This window comes from Micromonospora sp. C51, from assembly GCF_018070435.1.
GTDB lineage: Bacteria > Actinomycetota > Actinomycetes > Mycobacteriales > Micromonosporaceae > Micromonospora > Micromonospora sediminimaris.
In genome coordinates, this window is sequence record NZ_JAGPXQ010000030.1 from 41,111 (window position 1) to 57,694 (window position 16,584).

The 16,584-nt window shown below is 70.1% G+C and carries 17 protein-coding genes; 6 read left to right on the forward strand and 11 right to left on the reverse strand.

Going from position 1 to position 16,584, the window contains the following annotated elements:
- Positions 1–213 precede the first annotated feature (213 nt).
- Together KBX50_RS23935 and KBX50_RS23940 are read right to left on the reverse strand one after the other, a co-directional pair.
- Positions 214–729 (reverse strand): methylated-DNA--[protein]-cysteine S-methyltransferase, encoded by a 516-nt coding sequence (locus KBX50_RS23935; protein ID WP_210939955.1) that lies wholly within the window; start codon positions 727–729, stop codon positions 214–216.
- Positions 730–813: 84 nt separating this feature from the next.
- Entirely contained in the window at positions 814–2,256 is a 1,443-nt protein-coding gene (locus tag KBX50_RS23940; RefSeq protein ID WP_210939956.1) for an AlkA N-terminal domain-containing protein, read from the reverse strand.
- Between the two features lie 149 nt (positions 2,257–2,405).
- Between KBX50_RS23940 and KBX50_RS23945 the strand changes: the two genes are divergently transcribed.
- From KBX50_RS23945 to KBX50_RS23965, 5 genes are all read left to right on the forward strand, one after another.
- The gene (locus KBX50_RS23945; RefSeq protein ID WP_247674316.1) at positions 2,406–2,891 is read left to right on the forward strand and encodes a hypothetical protein; all 486 of its coding nucleotides are present in this window, start codon (positions 2,406–2,408) and stop codon (positions 2,889–2,891) included.
- Between the two features lie 184 nt (positions 2,892–3,075).
- The gene (locus KBX50_RS23950) at positions 3,076–4,068 is read left to right on the forward strand and encodes a hypothetical protein (protein WP_210939957.1); all 993 of its coding nucleotides are present in this window, start codon (positions 3,076–3,078) and stop codon (positions 4,066–4,068) included.
- 75 nt (positions 4,069–4,143) lie between these two features.
- Positions 4,144–5,229, forward strand: coding sequence for a redox-regulated ATPase YchF (gene ychF, locus KBX50_RS23955; protein ID WP_210939958.1), 1,086 nt, complete (start codon positions 4,144–4,146; stop codon positions 5,227–5,229).
- 41 nt (positions 5,230–5,270) lie between these two features.
- A complete protein-coding gene (locus KBX50_RS23960) occupies positions 5,271–5,639 on the forward strand; it encodes a hypothetical protein (RefSeq protein ID WP_210939959.1) in 369 nt (122 codons plus the stop codon).
- Positions 5,640–5,756: 117 nt separating this feature from the next.
- Positions 5,757–6,641, forward strand: a complete 885-nt coding sequence (locus tag KBX50_RS23965) for an LPXTG cell wall anchor domain-containing protein (protein WP_247674317.1) — start codon at positions 5,757–5,759, stop codon at positions 6,639–6,641.
- Between the two features lie 42 nt (positions 6,642–6,683).
- Here KBX50_RS23965 and KBX50_RS23970 read toward each other — a convergent pair whose 3' ends face one another.
- The 4 genes from KBX50_RS23970 to KBX50_RS23985 all read right to left on the reverse strand — a co-directional run bounded on the left by KBX50_RS23970 (position 6,684) and on the right by KBX50_RS23985 (position 9,192).
- The gene (locus KBX50_RS23970; protein ID WP_210939960.1) at positions 6,684–7,406 is read right to left on the reverse strand and encodes a vancomycin high temperature exclusion protein; all 723 of its coding nucleotides are present in this window, start codon (positions 7,404–7,406) and stop codon (positions 6,684–6,686) included.
- Between the two features lie 107 nt (positions 7,407–7,513).
- On the reverse strand, positions 7,514–8,248 hold the full coding sequence (locus KBX50_RS23975) for a class I SAM-dependent methyltransferase (protein ID WP_210939961.1): 735 nt from the start codon (positions 8,246–8,248) through the stop codon (positions 7,514–7,516).
- A gap of 236 nt (positions 8,249–8,484) precedes the next feature.
- On the reverse strand, positions 8,485–8,847 hold the full coding sequence (locus KBX50_RS23980; protein WP_093405480.1) for a PH domain-containing protein: 363 nt from the start codon (positions 8,845–8,847) through the stop codon (positions 8,485–8,487).
- A 39-nt stretch (positions 8,848–8,886) separates the two neighbouring features.
- Positions 8,887–9,192 carry a 4a-hydroxytetrahydrobiopterin dehydratase gene (locus KBX50_RS23985; RefSeq protein WP_210939962.1) on the reverse strand — a complete coding sequence of 102 codons (306 nt, stop codon included), beginning with the start codon at positions 9,190–9,192 and terminating at the stop codon, positions 8,887–8,889.
- Between the two features lie 183 nt (positions 9,193–9,375).
- Between KBX50_RS23985 and KBX50_RS23990 the strand changes: the two genes are divergently transcribed.
- On the forward strand, positions 9,376–9,849 hold the full coding sequence (locus tag KBX50_RS23990; RefSeq protein WP_210939963.1) for a (deoxy)nucleoside triphosphate pyrophosphohydrolase: 474 nt from the start codon (positions 9,376–9,378) through the stop codon (positions 9,847–9,849).
- A 51-nt stretch (positions 9,850–9,900) separates the two neighbouring features.
- Here the strand turns inward: KBX50_RS23990 and KBX50_RS23995 are convergent, their stop codons facing one another.
- From KBX50_RS23995 to KBX50_RS24015, 5 genes are all read right to left on the reverse strand, one after another.
- Entirely contained in the window at positions 9,901–10,779 is an 879-nt protein-coding gene (locus tag KBX50_RS23995) for a hypothetical protein (RefSeq protein WP_307871050.1), read from the reverse strand.
- Positions 10,780–10,978: 199 nt separating this feature from the next.
- A complete protein-coding gene (locus KBX50_RS24000; RefSeq protein WP_210939965.1) occupies positions 10,979–12,049 on the reverse strand; it encodes a succinate dehydrogenase/fumarate reductase iron-sulfur subunit in 1,071 nt (356 codons plus the stop codon).
- On the reverse strand, positions 12,049–14,019 hold the full coding sequence (locus KBX50_RS24005; RefSeq protein ID WP_210939966.1) for a fumarate reductase/succinate dehydrogenase flavoprotein subunit: 1,971 nt from the start codon (positions 14,017–14,019) through the stop codon (positions 12,049–12,051). Before KBX50_RS24005 ends, KBX50_RS24000 begins: the two co-directional genes overlap by 1 nt.
- 11 nt (positions 14,020–14,030) lie before the next feature.
- Positions 14,031–14,837 (reverse strand): hypothetical protein, encoded by an 807-nt coding sequence (locus KBX50_RS24010; RefSeq protein ID WP_210939967.1) that lies wholly within the window; start codon positions 14,835–14,837, stop codon positions 14,031–14,033.
- Between the two features lie 258 nt (positions 14,838–15,095).
- Positions 15,096–16,544: a metallopeptidase TldD-related protein gene (locus KBX50_RS24015; RefSeq protein ID WP_307871051.1), complete on the reverse strand. Its 1,449-nt coding sequence runs from the start codon at positions 16,542–16,544 to the stop codon at positions 15,096–15,098.
- Positions 16,545–16,584 lie beyond the last annotated feature (40 nt).

Below are 16,584 nucleotides of genomic sequence, written 5' to 3' on the forward strand. Positions count from 1 at the left end.
TCCCCGCCCCCTTTGCTCTGCTTCAACCCACGCAACGGTTACCCTCCGCACCGGGCGGCAGCTTCGTGATCGAAGCGCTGTTGACACATCACCGCTGCTCAGCGGTCTGTTGCGTGGAGTGAAGCAGAGCAAAGGGCGCGGTTGGGGGACCGTTGGTCGGCGGGCGACCGGCGAGTGTCGTTGCACATCGTGATGGTTACGGATTGTGCGTTACTAACCGAGTCGTTCGTGATCGAGGAGCCAGCGTTTCACCGGCAGCCCCCAGCGGTAGCCGCCGAGCGTGCCATCGGTGCGTAGCACCCGATGGCAGGGGACGAACAGCGCAGCGGCGTTGCGGGCGCAGGCCGCCGCGGCGGCGCGTACCGCGGAGGGGCGGCCGGCCAGGGCGGCGTACCCGGTGTAGGTGACGGGTGCGCCCGGTTTGACGTCGCGCAACACCCGCCAGGCGTGTGACATGAACGCCCCGCCGCTGTGCTGTTCGACCGCGACGTCGTCGATCGCGGTCAGGTCGCCGTCGAGGTAAGCGCTGACGGCTGCGGTGACCGGGCCGAGATCCGGTCGGTGCCGAGGCTCACCGCGCAGGCTCGGGTGCACGAGCGGCAGCAGGTTCGCCGGGTCGGGGGTGAATCCGGACGCCCGTACCGCGCCGTCCGGACCGACGAGAACGGTGAATGGCCCGGCGGGGGTGTCTATGACTGTGCTGTCGATCATGCTGTTCGTGTTGCTCATGCGGCTCTCCAGGTCTGGATCGGTGTGCCCGGGAAAACCCCAGGTTGGGGCGGGCGGTGGATTCCGGCGGGGCGGCGGCTGGGCTCACGCCGATCGCCAGAGACGGATCACGGCGTACGACCGCCAGGGCCGCCAGCGGGCGGCGTACTCGTCAAGGGTCTTGGGGTTGTCGCTGAGGCCGAGGGCGGCGGCCCCCCGACGGAGCGCGAGGTCGGTGGGGAGGAACGTGTCGGGGTCGCCGAGCGCGCGCATGGCCAGGTAACCGGCCGTCCAGGCGCCGATGCCAGGAATCGCGGTCAGCCGCCGCACCGTATCCTCCCGGTCGCCACCCGGCTCCAGGTCGAGCTCGCCGGCCGCGACCGCCCGCGCCATCGCCCGGATCGTCTCGCGCCGTCCCACTGGCATCCGAAACCCCGAATCAGCCACCCGCAGCACCTCCTCCGCCGTGGCGAATCCGTGCAGCGCCCTCTCGGAGTCCACAACTTCTTGATCGACGGTGCCGGTGTGGGCGAGGAGGTGCGTGAGGGTGGTGCGGGCGGAGGCCAGGGAGACCTGCTGGGTGGCGATGGCGCGGACGGCTGTCTCGAAGCCGTCCACCGCGCGGGGAACGCGTACCCCAGGCTCGGCCGCCACCGTCCCGGCCAGCGCGGGGTCGGCGGCGAGTGTCTGGTCGACGGCGAGCGGATCCGCGTCCAGGTCGAACAACCGCCGGCAGCGGGCCACGGCGGGAGCCAGATCGCGCAGGTCGGTCAGGCGCAGCGTCGCCGCCACATGACCGACCGCCGGGGTCAGCGTGGCCTCTCCGGGGCCGTGCGGCAACCGCAACCCCCGCCGGTACGCCCCGTCGACCACCTCGTCGACCCCGGGCAGCGTGCGACGGGCGAGGAAGTCGAGCAGCGCGGCGGCGTGCAGCGGCGGCCGGTACGCCAACCGCAGGGTGACCGTGCCCGCGCCACCGACGGCCGTGCCGTTTCCGCTACGCAGCTGCGACGGTGGTGCGCCGTAGACCGCGCGTACCGTGTCGTTGAACTGCCGGACGCTGCCGAATCCGGCGGCGAACGCGATCTCGGCCAGGCCCAGCCCGGTCGTCTCGATCAGGGTGCGGGCGGTCTGCGCGCGCTGAGCCCGGGCCAGCGCCAGCGGCCCCGCGCCGAGTTCCGCCCGCAGCATCCGGTGCAGGTGCCGTTCGGTGTAGCCGAGCCGGGCGGCCAGCCCCGGCACCCCGTCGCGGTCGACCACGCCGTCGGCGATCAGTCGCATCGCCCGGCCCACCACGTCGGCCCGTACGTCCCACTGGGGTGAGCCGGGGGAGGCGTCCGGGCGGCAGCGACGGCAGGCGCGCAGCCCGGCCCGTTGGGCCGCCGCCGACGACGGGAAGAAACGCACATTACGCCGCTTCGGGGTCATCGCCGGACAGGACGGCCGGCAGTAGATCCCAGTCGAGGTCACGCCGGTGTAGAACCAGCCGTCGAACCGCTGGTCACGGCTGTCGACGGCCCGGTAACACCGTTCGAAGTCCAGTTCCACGTAACCGATGATGCGCCCACTCCCGCCCACCCGGCTCGCGGAATTCGGACCACACCCTCCGTCTTCGGCAAGGGAGGGTGGGCAGGTGGGAGGGGAAGTGTCGGTTGTGGTGGGTAGCGTGCGGCCACCAACTCCAGAAGGGTGCGGCAATGGGTAGCGTGGCGGGTCGGGCGGCGTCGGGACACGAGCACGCAGCACCCGACCCGACAGCGGTTCAGCGCTTCTACCGCCGAATGCGCGCCGTGGCTCCGGCCGCGGTCGGGGCCATCGAGCGGGACCGCGCCGATGATCCGGGTCGCGCCTTCGGCGACACCGCCTGCGGCCGGCTGGTCGGCTCGCTCGAACCGGACGGGGTGCGCGCGCTCGGGATGTGGGTGCACCACTGGTGCATGCGCTTCTACGACGACGACACCCGTGCCGCACTGCGGCTGCTCCGGGAGATCGCCGCTCGACCAGCCCTGGGCTGGACCGCCGAGGAGGTCCACTGGATGCTGCGCGAGTCGTACGCGGCCAGCCCGGTGGCCGCCGACCGGTTCTCGCTGCCACTCGCCGCAGCGGGTGAACTGTCGCCGCGGGTGCTGCCCTGGGCGGGTAGCGGGCCGCCGCGCCAGCCTGCTCCGGCCGAGCGGGACTGAACGCCACCACTTCGCTGCGTTGATCCGACAGGATGGTTGTCCATTCCCGGTCAGTCACAGAAATTCCGAGGTGGCGGCGTCGAATCGGGAAAGACGGTCGTTCTTGCGACTCCAGCCATCGCCCGAGTGGTTTTTCTTCTACCGTTCAGGCATTCACGATTGCCAAATTTCTCGGAGTCGACCCATGACCACGTCCTGGGCGGTCGACGCGGTCGCCGCACACCTCACGCTTGATCGCAGCGGACACGGCGAGATCGTCTTCACGGTGTCCAATCCGAGCGCCACGCCGGACACTGCGGTGCTGCAACTCGCCCCCGACGACGGGGTGCCACCGTCCTGGTTCACCGTCGATCGACCACAACGCGCCGTCCCCGCCAACAGCACCGTCTCGTACCTGATCACCGTGCACGTGCCGGCCGACGTGCCGGCCGGCAGGTACGAGGTGCGCGCGCTGGTCTTCTCGGCCGGCTCTCCCCCCGAAGAGAGCTCCCGGTTCAGTGGCCGGGTGGCCGTCGAGCTGCACCGGCAGCCCGAGCGGCCGCGCCGCCGGCGGTGGATCCTCGCTGCGGTCGCGGCGGCGGTTCTCGCGGTCGCGCTGATGACCGTCGGGCTGTCCCTGCTGCGTCCGGGCCGCGTGCCCGCCGCCGTACCGCCGGTCACCCCGCCGGTCACCCCGTCGGTCACCCAGTCGACCAGGGTCGTGGTGACGTTTGAGATGGAGGCGTTGGTCGGCGACCCGGCGACCACGGTGACGGTCGGTGGGGTACCGGCCCGGCCGGCCTGTGCGGGGCGCGCCTGTGAGTTGTGGACCGCCAACGATTGTTGCCACTACGGCTATTCCGGTGGGCACGCACTTGGTTTCTACGCCCGGCCGCACGATTCTTTCACCGTTACGGTCACCGTCCCGGAGAGCGGCGACTACGAGCTTCTCGACATTCGCCTGATCGGGCCGCATTCGGGAAGAACGACATACCTCATCGCCGATCAGCCGGTCGGCGGCGAGTTCGCCGACTCGGCCGCCCGCTACCGGCTGACCGAGTGGACGTCGCACGGCACCGTCCGACTCACCGCCGGTGTCCACCGGCTCACGCTGCGGCATCTGCCCCTCGCCGCCGGGGACGCGAACCCGGCCACCACGATGATCGATCAGCTTCGGCTGGTCAGGGCCGGCTCCTGATCGAGGGGCCCCGTCTCGGTCGTGCCGGGGACTACCTGCCAGGGTGTGGCCGCGGAGCGCGTAAGCTGGCTCGTCGTGAGTCTCACCATCGGCATCGTCGGCCTGCCCAACGTCGGCAAGAGCACCCTGTTCAACGCGTTGACCAAGAACGACGTGCTCGCCGCGAACTACCCGTTCGCGACAATCGAGCCCAACGTCGGTGTGGTGGGGCTGCCGGACGAGCGGCTGCACAAGCTCGCCGAGATCTTCAGCTCCCAGAAGGTGATCCCCGCCCCGGTGTCGTTCGTCGACATCGCCGGCCTGGTGCGCGGCGCCTCGAAGGGCCAGGGGCGAGGCAACGCCTTCCTGGCCAACATCCGAGACGCCTCGGCGATCTGTCAGGTGGTGCGGGCCTTCTCGGACCCGAACGTGGTGCACGTCGACGGCAAGGTCTCACCGGCCGACGACATCGAGACGATCAACACCGAGCTGATCCTGGCCGACCTCCAGACGCTGGAGAAGGCGCTGCCCAGGCTGGAGAAGGAGGCCAAGCTCCGCAAGGACCGGGCCGCCGCGGTGGCCGCCGCGAAAGCCGCGGTCGAGGTGCTGGACAACGGCACCACCCTCTACGCCGGTGCGGCGGCAGCCAACATCGAGCTGGAGCACCTGCGCGAGTTGCACCTGCTCACCACCAAGCCGTTCCTCTACGTCTTCAACGTCGACGAGGCCGAGCTGAACAACGCCCAGTTCCTCGACGAACTCCGGGCGCTGGTGGCACCGGCCGAGGCGGTCTTCATGGATGCCAAGATCGAGTCCGAGCTGGTGGACCTGCCCGAGGAGGAGGCCCGGGAATTGCTGGAGTCGATCGGGCAGTCCGAGCCCGGGCTGGACCAAATGGTCCGGGTGGGATTCCGCACGCTCGGCCTCCAGACGTACCTCACCGCCGGCCCCAAGGAGGCGCGGGCCTGGACCGTGCCGATCGGCGCGACCGCCCCGGAGGCCGCCGGGGTGATCCACTCCGACTTCCAGCGCGGCTTCATCAAGGCCGAGGTGGTCTCCTACGCCGACCTGGTCGAGGCCGGTTCGATGGCCGCGGCGAAGGCGGCGGGCAAGGTCCGCATCGAGGGCAAGGAGTACGTGATGCAGGACGGCGACGTGGTCGAGTTCCGCTTCAACGTCTGAGGCGGGCAGCGGGCGCCGCAGCGAGGCGGGACACTCGACCGGTGTCGATGTTCACCCCGCAGGAGCCCTGGAAGACCAACCCCGGGCTGGCCCTGCTGCACCTGATCGTGTGGTACGCGGTCGCGGTGGGTGCTTTCTTCCTGCTCGCGTACAGCCAGTCCGACGCGCCTGACCCGGACTGCCAGGAAACTTTCTGCGGGTCGCCGCGCGCTGGTGTGCTCATGGCGGGACTCTTCGTCGGGGCTCCGGCGCTTCTGCTGGCGCTCGTGGTCAGCCTGGTGATCCTCGGGCTGATCAGTGCGCGACGACCGCAGCGTCCAGCCCGATGGGTCGGGCTGCTCGCCGCCGCTCCGGTCTTCGTGCTGCTCGCTACCGCCGTCTGTCTGGTGGGCTCCGCAGCGGGGCGATAGCGCCCCATGAGCATCCGTCGACCGGGCCCTCCCGAGATAGGCCGCTGACGGTCTGCGCGGCGTAACCCGGCTCGTGTAGCGTGACGCGGTCATCGACGAAGATTCACGGGGGTTCCCTTGACCACGCCTCGTTCTGCCCTGTGCGCTGTCAGCGCCGCACTCCTCGCGGCCGGTCTCGCCGCCGCACCCGCCGCTGCTGCTCCGGCCCAGCCGGCACCCGACTCGGCGAAGCTCGCCGCCGGCACCGAGCAGCGTCCGCCGACCGACGGTCGTCGCGGCTACCTGGTTGGTCAGGGCGAGGACGTGCCCGCCCTGATCGGCGTCACCAACAAGGGGGAGGCACCGGTCGACGGCGTGGTCGTGCACATCCGGATCCTCAACGACCTGGACTTCACCAAGACGTACGAGAACTGCTGGTACGGCGTCGACAGCAACCAGGAGTCGGCCTGGTGCGAGTTCGATGTCGAGCTTGCCCCGGGCGCTAGCCTGGCGGCGCTGGGCGCTGGCATCTCCACCAAGCCGGATGCCCGCCCGGAGAACATCTCGTCGATCATCCACTTCTGGCGCAGCAAGGAGTACGTCGACCGGCTCGGCGGCATCCAGAAGCTGGCCGACGGCTGGGCCGGGCAGGGCACCAGTGCCGTCCGGGGCACCGGTGGCCCCTTGACCCTGGCCTCCCCGTCGGCACCGCTGGTGGGTCTGGAGCCGCCGAACCCGCTCGGCTTCGTCGGCGTCGTACTCAAGACCACGCCGACCCCGACCCCGACCGCCACGCCGACCGCGACCCCGACGGCCACGCCCACCGCGACTCCGACCGGTACGCCGACGGACGTCCCTCCGGCCAGCCCGGGCGTGCCCGGCGACGATGACGGTGAGGGAGGCGGCCTGCCGGTGACCGGCACCCGGACCGCGTCGGTGGCCGCCGTGGGTGCACTGCTGCTGCTCCTCGGGGGTGCCGCCTACCTGATCGCCCGTCGCCGCCGTACCCGTTTCGTGGCGTAGGCCCGGCGCTGTCCGGGATGTGACGACCTGCCGGTGCCGGTGTCAGCCGGCCCGCAGGGCGTCGTCGATGCCGGTCTCCCGGTCGCCGAGATGCACCGGGTCGCGGCGGGAAAGCACGTCCAGCGCGGCCTTGAGACCGGCACCGTACTCGCGGGCCGAGCTGATCCGCCAGGTGCGGTGGCTCAGCTCCCGCGCGGTCTCGTCGCCGACGCCGTTGGCGTCGATGCCGAGATGACGGCAGACCGTGACGGCGCGGGCCAGGTGGAACTGCTGCGTCACCACCGTCGCCCGCTCCACCCCGAAGATCCGCTTCGCGCGGGCGCACGAGTCGTACGTGTCGAAGCCGGCGTGGTCGAGTACCACCTTGTCGGCCGGCACCCCCTGCTCGACCAGCCAGCGCTGCATCGCCCCGGGCTCGTTGTACTCGTGGCGCATGTTGTCGCCGGAGACCAGGATCGCCTGCACCTTGCCGGCGACGTACAGCTCGCGGGCGATCTCCAGCCGGGCGGCGAGGAACGGCGCCGGTGTGCCGTCGGGCTGGACCCGGGTGCCCAGCACCAGGGCGACCGGCGCCTCGGGCACCGTCGCGACCGGGTAGGTGCGCCCCTCGGCGCCGGAGCGGATCCAGCTCGCGCTCGCCCACACGCCGGCCGTCAACAGCACGACACCGAGCACCCCGGCCAGCACCACCCGGCGCAGCCAACGCCCGCGGTGCCGGTCCCGGATCTGACGAAGTCTGGCCGGCAGCGACGCACGGATCGGCATGTGGGCCAGTATTTCAGCCGGGTGCGAGCCGATCAGCGAGCCGGTGGTGCGGGACCGGCGCGATGGTGCGGGCACGACGGGCGGAGCGCCGTCGTGCCCGCACCGGGTCACCCGAGCCGGTACACGGAGATGTGCGAGGTGCTGTCCGGGCCGAAGGCCGACCGGTCCCAGTCGGCGTACCGCTCGGTGAGCCGGAGACCGGCCTGTTCCGCCAGCTCGTCGATCTGCTCCGGCCACAGGTAACGCATCGCGAACGGGTGCAGGTGCACCCCGCCGGAGTGGAACGTGATGGTCTGCCGGAGAAACGTCTGCGCCGCCCGGTCGTACTTGTGCAGACGAATGGTGGCCGAGTCCTCGGTCACCTCCCGCATCTGGACCTGCTCGTCCCGGTCGAAGTCCGCCGGGTCGGGCACGAACGTCTCGATGACGAACGCGCCGCCGGGGGCCAGCACCCGCGCCACGTTACGGAAGCAGTCCGCCTGCCGCTGCGCGCGTACCAGGTTGAACAGGGTGTTGAAGACCAGGTACGCCACGCTGTACGGGCCGGTCACCGGCACGTCCGCCATGTCGCCGATGGCCACGGGGATGGCATCGCCACCAGGCTTGGCGCGCATCTTCGCGACCATTTCCGGCGACGCCTCGATCCCCTCCACCGCGATCCCGCGTTCGGCCAGAGGAAGGGCGACCCGACCGGTGCCGATGGCCAGTTCCAGCGCCGGGCCGTTGCCGGCCAGCTCGGCGAGGAACTCCACCGCCGGTGCCGGGTCGGGTAGGCCGTCCGGCAGATCATAGGTGTCGGCCCAGAGCCGGCCGAAGTGTCCCGGGTCGTCGAAGACCGACATCAGCGGCCTCCGTCGTTGCTACCGGCGCCGCACGGCGCCTTGTCCGTTGATTTCCACGTACGCACGAAGCCTCGATTCGATGGGGTTGACGGTGCCTACTCGCTGCCTGGGCGTCGCGGTGTGCCTCATGTCGTCGCTCCCTTCGTTCGGCTGGCTCGTGAGTCAATCGGCATTGATGGCCGACGGCAACTGAAATTCACCGGGATGCTGATCCGCTGCGCGGCCCGGGAGGTTGGTCAGCTGATGTAGTGCAGGATCACGTTGTGCACGTGGTGGCTCTTCTGGTCGCCCCGGAACTCCACCTCGTAGGTGTGCGTACCGACGTGGATGGCGATCGCGCCGGTGGAGAAGAACGAGCCACCCCAGGATTTGTTGCTGACCACGCTCACGCTGGTGATCTTCGAGTACGGGATGCTGGTGATCGCGTACTTCTTGCCGACGAACGAGCGGTCCTGGATGATGACGCGTCGATCGGTCAGCCCGATGAACCCGGTGCCGGTGCCGACGGCGTCGTAGACGGCGATGATCTGTTCACCGTCGAGCAGCCCGCTCTGGATCTGCTGGAACTGTTCCTTGCGGTCATAGGTCGCGTTGGCCATGGTGCCCACGGTAGGCAGCGTCCGCCAGCGGACACACCGTCAGCTCTCGGTGACCGCGCGGTAGGCGTCCTCGATGCGGGCGGCCAGCAGGACCTCGCCCTCGGAGAGGGGCTCGTTGCCGTGCCCGACCCGGATCTGGGTGTGATCGGCGCGCCGGTTGATCTCCGGGCGCAGATGCAGCGCGTCGGCGACCACCTTCACCCGCTCGGTGAGCGCCGCGTGTTGGGTGTCGTCGATGACGAGAGTGCGTCGGATCTGCTCACCCTCGCGCGTCCAGCCGGACAGTAGGGTGAGGGCGTCGCTGAGGTAGTCGTGTTTCGTCCGACCGCCAAACAGCGCCCGCATCACCGCTCCTCCCAGGCTTCGTTGCCGGCTTGTGGCCAAATCGTCGCCGCCCCGTGTCTTTGTCGGTGCCTCTAGTCTTACGTCGCACGGAGGGTGTGTCCACGCCCACACTTCTGGGGATTCCTGGCCTGACGGACGACCAAGCTACCCAAACCGCCGATTGATCTGGCACTCTGGACGCCCGTGCGGACCGAACGGGCGAACGGCGGCGGAGAAGCCGTACGGCGCGATCCGAAGGTGATCGTCGGCGCGGCCATCATCAGGGACGGGCGGGTGCTCGCCTGCGCCAGATCCGCCCCGCCCGAGGTGGCGGGTATGTGGGAGTTCCCCGGGGGCAAGGTGGAACCGGGGGAGAGTGAGACGGCGGCACTGGCCCGCGAGTGCGTCGAGGAACTGGCCGTACGCGTGGAGATCGGTGCGCGGGTCGGCCGTGACGTCCGGATGGCACACGGTCGTTCCGTCCTCAAGGTGTACGCCGCCCGCCTCCTGCACGACGACGAACCCCAGGCCCTCGAACACTCCGCCCTGCGCTGGCTCTCCGCCGCCGACCTGGACACCGTCACCTGGCTCCCCGCCGACGCCCCCATAGTCGCCGCCCTCCGCCCCCTCCTTTCCCCCACCCCACCCCTGCCGCCCCTGCCGCCCCTGCCGCGTTGATCATGAGGTTGGCGGCAGTAGTTGATCTCCACGGTGCCGCTAACCTCATGATCAACGGAGTGGGGGCGTGGACAGGGCTTGGCGGACGGCCCAGGGGATGTAAGCCGGGTCAAGGGTGTCCTGCCAGGTGAAGCGGAGGATCTTCCAGCCGGCGTTGGTCAGGCGGTTCTGGCGGCGGCGATCGGCGAAGATCGCGTCCGGGAGACGGTGCGGGCCTTGACCGTCGGCCTCCGCGATCACCTGGGGCGCGCGCCAGCCGAGGTCGCCGATGCCGAGCAGGTATCCGTCGTGGTCGCGTATCTGTAGTTGCAGCGCGTCGGGCGGTACCCGGCCGTCGACACAGCGCAGCCTGGTGCGGGTTTCCAGTGGGGACTGGGCGCGCCCATCCGCCTCCGCGAGGTAACCGCTGGCCGCGATCGCGCCCCGCCGGCGGCGGATCCGGTGCGCGATCGACGCCAGGTCGTCCTCGACCAGCAGCCCTCCGTTCAACGCCGAGTCCAAAGCCGAGACGGCCGGGTACCGCTCAACCCGCAGGATCACGTCGCTGACTGTGGTGATGGCATCGGTGGCCAGCAACCCACCCAGATCGACCAGGGACTGCGGCGGGTGCTCCAGTTGGTGCAGCACGACGTTGGGTTGCCGGACCCGGGCCCGCTTGGCGGCTGCTCCGGGCAGGCCGATGTGAATCTCGTCGGACCTCGGCAGGCTGGCTATGCCGTGGAGTTCGGCAGCGCTTTCGTGGACCGCATGGGCGGCTGGCCCCAGCGAGAGCAGTGCGGCCCGGACCAGTTGGCGCCGGGACGGCTCCGCTACCCAGAGGGGCTGCGGCAGATAGACGGCCCGCGCCAGTGACTGCCACCGCCCGGACGCGACGAGATTGTCGACCTCATGCCGCGTGTAACCATGCTCCAGCGCCTGCCCACGGCACACGAGCCCGTCCTGCCCCGCCGCGACCCGCCGAATCCGCCCTCGTCCATCCACCCCCAAACCCTCGGCGACCGACCCCGCCTACCGCAGCCCCTGTGGATAACGCTTGTTGATCATGAGGTTAGCGGCGTCGTGGAGATCGATTACTGCCGCTAACCTCATGATCAACGCGGGCGGGTGGGGTGGGTGGGGTGGGGGTGGGTTAGTGGGTGGGTTTGTCTTGGTCGGGGTGGGCGAAGTTGAGGTGCTCGGGGGGGAGCGGGAAGGTGACGTCGTCGCCGAACGGGCTGGGGGCCGCGGCGCGGTCGAAGGTGAGCTCCGTCAGGGGGAGCTTGCCGCTGGCGTCGACCGCCGGGGCGGTCGGGTGGGGCACCTCGCGGTGCCAGTTGACGCCCTGCTGCGCCTGCACCTCGGCCTGGGCGTCGTGGGAGCCGCCGGCGTGTGAGTGCACACCGCCGCCCGCGGCGCTGGAGCGCACCGCGCCCGGGGAGTGTCCGCTGGTCACGCTGGTCTGAGGCACCTGACCCCTCCGGAAGATCTTGCTACCGAGCCACACAAGTGGATCGTACCTGCGGTCGACGACCCGTTCCTTCATGGGGATGATCCCGTTGTCGGTGATCTTGATGTGCTCGGGGCAGACCTCGGTGCAGCACTTGGTGATGTTGCAGAAGCCCAGGCCCTGCTCGGTCTGCGCGTAGTCCTTGCGGTCGGTCCGGGTGTCCAGCGGGTGCATGTCCAGTTCCGCGGCCCGGATGAAGTACCGGGGACCGGAGAACGCCTGCTTGTTCTCGTCGTGGTCCCGGATCACGTGGCAGACGTTCTGGCACAGGAAGCACTCGATGCACTTACGGAACTCCTGCGAGCGCTCCACGTCGACCTGCTGCATCCGGTAGTCGCCGGGGGCCAGATCGGTCGGGGGAGCGAAGGCGGGCGTCTCCCGGGCCTTCTCGTAGTTGAAGGACACGTCGGTGACCAGGTCCCGGATGATCGGGAACGTCCGCAACGGGGTCACCGTGATCGTCTCGTTCTCCTCGAACGTCGACATCCGGGTCATACAGCCGAGCTTGGGCATCCCGTTGATCTCCATCGAGCAGGAGCCGCACTTGCCGGCCTTGCAGTTCCACCGGCAGGCCAGGTCGGGCGCGTCGGTGGCCTGCAACCGGTGGATCACGTCGAGGACCACCTCGCCCTCGTTGACCTCGACCGTGTAGTCCTGCAGGTCGCCGCCGTCGGCGTCACCCCGCCAGATCCGGAACTGGCGCTTCGTTCCCATCAGCGGTTCTCCTTCTCGGCGTCAGCGTCAGCGTCGGTGGCCGCAGCTGCGGCAGCGGCATCGGCGGCGACGAGGGCGTCGAACTCCGTGAGTTCCTCGTCGGTGAGGTACTTGGCCAACTCGGCGCGGTCGAACAGGCCGATCAACTCGGAGCGCATCTTCGGCAGCGGCTTGCGCTCGAGCCGGACGGCGTCGCCCACCAGCGAGCAGACCAGGTTGACCCGTCGCCACTGCGGATCCATCGTGGGAAAGTCCTCGCGGGTGTGGCCGCCGCGCGACTCGCGACGCTCCAGCGCCGCCTTCGCGGTGCACTCGGAGACGACGAGCATGTTGCGCAGGTCGAGCGCGAGATGCCAGCCCGGGTTGTACCGCCGGCCGCCCGCGGCGCTGACCTTCGCCACCCGTTCGCGCAACTCCGCCAGGCGGGCCAGCGCGTCCTCCAGCTCGGCCTCCCGCCGGATGATGCCGACCAGATCCCCCATCACCGCCTGGAGGTCCTGCTGGAGGGTGTACGGATTCTCGCCGGTGTCCCGCTGCAACGGCGCCAGGGCGGTCTCCACCGCCGTCTCCACCGCCGTCACCGCCACCCGGGGCCGGCCGGTCAGCTGGTCGACGTAGGTGGCCGCGTGCCCGCCCGCCCGCTTGCCGAAGACCAGCAGGTCGGACAGGGAGTTGCCGCCCAGTCGGTTGGAGCCGTGCATGCCGCCGGAGACCTCACCGGCGGCGAACAGCCCACGCACCGAGCCGTACGCGGCACCGCTGTCCGGGTCGACCTCCACGCCACCCATCACGTAGTGACACGTCGGGCCGACCTCCATCGGCTCCTTGGTGATGTCTACGTCGGCCAGCCCCTTGAACTGGTGGTGCATCGACGGCAGGCGACGACGGATCTCGTCGGCCGGCAGCCGGGAGGCGATGTCCAGGTAGACGCCGCCGGCCGGCGTACCCCGACCGGCCTTGACCTCGCTGTTGATCGCCCGGGCGACCTCGTCGCGGGGCAGCAGCTCCGGTGGACGCCGGTTGTTGTCCGGGTCGTCGTACCAGCGGTCCGCCTCCTCGGGCGTCTCCGCGTACTGCTTGCGGAACACGTCGGGGACGTAGTCGAACATGAACCGCTTGCCCTCGGAGTTCTTCAGGATGCCACCGTCGCCGCGGACCGACTCGGTGACCAGGATGCCCTTGACCGACGGCGGCCAGACCATGCCGGTCGGGTGGAACTGGAGGAACTCCATGTTGATCAGAGTGGCTCCGGCGCGCAGCGCCAGCGCGTGACCGTCCCCGGTGTACTCCCAGGAGTTCGAGGTGACCTTGTAGGACCGGCCGACGCCACCGGTGGCGAGCACCACGGCGGGTGCCTCGAAGAGGACGAACTCGCCGGACTCCCGGTAGTAGCCGAAGGCACCGGCGATCCGGTCCCCGTCCAGCAGCAGCTCGGTGATGGTGGTCTCGGAGAAGACCTTGATCCGTGCGTCGTACGAGCCGTGCTCGCGCTTGTCCTCCTGCTGCAACGAGACGATCTTCTGCTGGAGGGTGCGGATCAGCTCCAGGCCCGTCCGGTCGCCGACGTGGGCCAGCCGGGGGTACTCGTGGCCGCCGAAGTTGCGCTGCGAGATCTTGCCGTCCTTGGTGCGGTCGAACAGCGCGCCGTACGTCTCCAGCTCCCAGATCCGCTGCGGCGACTCCTTGGCGTGCAGCTCCGCCATCCGGAAGTTGTTGAGGAACTTGCCGCCGCGCATGGTGTCCCGGAAGTGCACCTGCCAGCTGTCCCGGCTGTTCACGTTCCCCATGGCCGCGGCGGCGCCGCCCTCGGCCATCACCGTGTGCGCCTTGCCGAACAGCGACTTGGAGATGATGGCGGTCTTCTTGCCGGCCAGTCGCGCCTCGATCGCCGCGCGCAGGCCGGCGCCGCCGGCCCCGATCACGACGACGTCGTAGTGGTGTCGTTCGATGCGAGTGGTAGTGGTCGTCATGTCAGGGGCCCTCAGTTGATGAACCGCAGGTCGGAGATCCACTCAGCGGAGACGGCCATGACGTAGAAGTCGGTCAGGGCCAGCGTGCCGAGCGTGATCCAGGCGAGCTGCATGTGCCGGACGTTGAGCCAGGAGACGTAACCCCAGGCCCGGTAGCGGACGGGATGCTTGGAGAAGTTCTTCAGTCGCCCGCCGATGATGTGCCGGCAGGAGTGGCAGGAGATCGTGTACGCCCAGAGCATGACCACGTTGCCGAGCAGGATCAGGTTGCCCAGCCCGAAGCCGAAGCCCTCGGGACTGTGGAAGGCCAGGATCGCGTCCCAGGTGTTGATCAACGAGATGATCGCGGCGAAGTAGAAGAAGTACCGGTGCGAGTTCTGCACGATCAGCGGGAACCGGGTCTCACCCCCGTAGGCGGCGTGACCGTCGGGCACCGCGCAGGCCGGCGGCGACAGCCAGAACGACCGGTAGTACGCCTTGCGGTAGTAGTAGCAGGTGAGCCGGAACAGCAGCAGGAACGGCAGGGTGAACGCGGCGTCCGGGATGATCCACCAACCGGGCAGGTACTGCCCGAAGTGGGAGGCCTCCGGTAGGCACCGGTCGGTCACGCACGGGGAGTAGAACGGGGTCAGGTAGTGGTAGTCCTCGACCCAGTACCACTTGTGCATGAAGACCCGGACCGTCGCGTACGCTACCCACGCGCTGAGCCCGATTACCGTGATCAGCGGGGCAAACCACCAACGGTCCGTCCGCAACGTCTTCGCCGCGATGGCGGCGCGTGCGCGCACACCTCGCGGTTTCGTTGCCGATGATGTCATTCGCGTCGTCTCCCTGACGGGGCCCTGTCACGGGCGGCGGAACACTTCCGGGCGGCACGCGGACCGGGCGAACCCGCACCCGCCTGCCGCGTCATGCGCACACCAACGACCGCACCGGCGTACCGGAGCAGCTAAGTGACACACGTTACGCCGATCTAGGCGGGCCGTCCGCGCAAGGCAGTGTCCCGTGTGTCCCGCTCTTTGGAAAGCCTCTCTCCATGATCAATATTCAGGTGCCCGGAAAAGATCGACAAACGGTCAACCGGAGGCGCCGCCGGTGAAGTTCCACGAGGCCAGCCGCAGCGACGGCGCCGCCCACCAGACACCGTCCACGCGGTCCGGCAGGCGTACCGCGCGCCGGCCCAGCTCCAGTACCGCGCCGGGCGCGAGCGCCCGCGGGTACGACTCGGTGAACCGCAGGTCGCGGACCGCACGGGTGACCCGACCGTCCTCGACCAGCCACAACCCGTTGCGGGTCAGGCCGGTGACGACCAGACTCAACGGATCCAGGACCCGGGTGTACCAGAGGTCGCTGACCAGCAGGCCGCGCTCCATCCGGGAGACCAGGGCGGCGGTGTCCGGATCCCCGATCGCGCCGTCCACTGCCGGGCCGCCGAGCCCTTGACCGCTGGCCAGGAAAACGCCCGTCGGGTCGGCTGCGCCCGCGGTGCCGGCAGGGGCGAGGCGTAGGTTGCGGGGGATCGGGCCGAAGGTGGCGCTGCCGGCCCAGGCGTGCCCGGTCGAGGCGACACCCAGCTCTGCGGCGCTGCGCCGATCGTGGACCACGGCGCTGGTGGTGCCGGCCTCCACCAGGGTCAGTGCCCGGCTCGGCGTACCTTCCAGGTCGAACGGGAGCCCCGAGGCCGCGAGTGGATCGTCGACCAGGGTCACCGCCCGATCGAACTGGGCCGTACCGGGTACGGCGAACGACTGACGTTCGACGTACCGCCGGCCGTTGAAGCCGTACCAGGCCAGGTTCTCCAGCAGGTCCGCGACGGCGGGCGGCTCCAACACCACCGGATAGCGCCCGGGTGGCAGCTCGACCGGGTGAGCCGCTGCTCGCGCCTTGGCGGCGGCCCGCCGCCCCAGGCCGGCGCCGTCGAGGTCGGCGACCCGGTCGACGTGCTGCCGGGCCGTGCCGTCCGCGCCGTCGGTGCGGGCGATGCCGTCCATCGCCGCATCTGCCGCCTGCCCCTGTGCGAAGTGGCCGGCCGAGTTGGCGAACGCCGCCATGCGGTAACCGGTGCGGCAGTAGCCCGCGGTCGCCAACCCGCCGGCCGCGTCGACGAACGCCCGAACCAGGGCGGCCCGTTGATCCGGCCCGGCGTGCGCCGTGGCCGGATCCCATGCCGGCGAGGGCGCCACCGGCGCCGCGGGTGCGAGCCCCGGCCAGGCCGGATCCGGTGGAGTGAACCGGGCCGCCGTCAGCACCCGCTCCACCAGCGCGCGCAACCCGTCGGTGGTGACCGCGTTTCCGCTGCCGGCGGCGGTACGCCCGGCCAGATGGACCCGCAGGCGGACGTCCACGGAGGAGGCGGCCACGTTCTGGTGGATCGCCGAGTTGGCGAATCTGGTCAACGCCGACTCGACCCGGGTCACCGTGACCTCCGCCTGCGCGGCCGGCCCGGCCAGCCGGGCGACCAGGTCCACCACGCGGCCGGCGATGTCCAACTCGGTGTCACCGGACCGCACCGGGGCGGCACTCACGCCGCCTCCCGGTGGTCGGCGACGACGTACGGCGTCACCA

What these genes read in the sequence shown, in the direction of transcription:
- KBX50_RS23975 (WP_210939961.1), bottom strand. Translation starts at nt 8,248, where the DNA reads ATGTCGGTCTTCGACGACCCGGGACACTTCGGCCGGCTCTGGGCCGAC.
- KBX50_RS24000 (WP_210939965.1), bottom strand. Translation starts at nt 12,049, where the DNA reads ATGGGAACGAAGCGCCAGTTCCGGATCTGGCGGGGTGACGCCGACGGC.
- KBX50_RS23935 (WP_210939955.1), bottom strand. Translation starts at nt 729, where the DNA reads ATGAGCAACACGAACAGCATGATCGACAGCACAGTCATAGACACCCCC.
- KBX50_RS23970 (WP_210939960.1), bottom strand. Translation starts at nt 7,406, where the DNA reads ATGCCGATCCGTGCGTCGCTGCCGGCCAGACTTCGTCAGATCCGGGAC.
- KBX50_RS24005 (WP_210939966.1), bottom strand. Translation starts at nt 14,019, where the DNA reads ATGACGACCACTACCACTCGCATCGAACGACACCACTACGACGTCGTC.
- KBX50_RS23945 (WP_247674316.1), top strand. Translation starts at nt 2,406, where the DNA reads ATGGGTAGCGTGGCGGGTCGGGCGGCGTCGGGACACGAGCACGCAGCA.
- KBX50_RS24010 (WP_210939967.1), bottom strand. Translation starts at nt 14,837, where the DNA reads ATGACATCATCGGCAACGAAACCGCGAGGTGTGCGCGCACGCGCCGCC.
- KBX50_RS23985 (WP_210939962.1), bottom strand. Translation starts at nt 9,192, where the DNA reads ATGCGGGCGCTGTTTGGCGGTCGGACGAAACACGACTACCTCAGCGAC.
- KBX50_RS23980 (WP_093405480.1), bottom strand. Translation starts at nt 8,847, where the DNA reads ATGGCCAACGCGACCTATGACCGCAAGGAACAGTTCCAGCAGATCCAG.
- KBX50_RS23950 (WP_210939957.1), top strand. Translation starts at nt 3,076, where the DNA reads ATGACCACGTCCTGGGCGGTCGACGCGGTCGCCGCACACCTCACGCTT.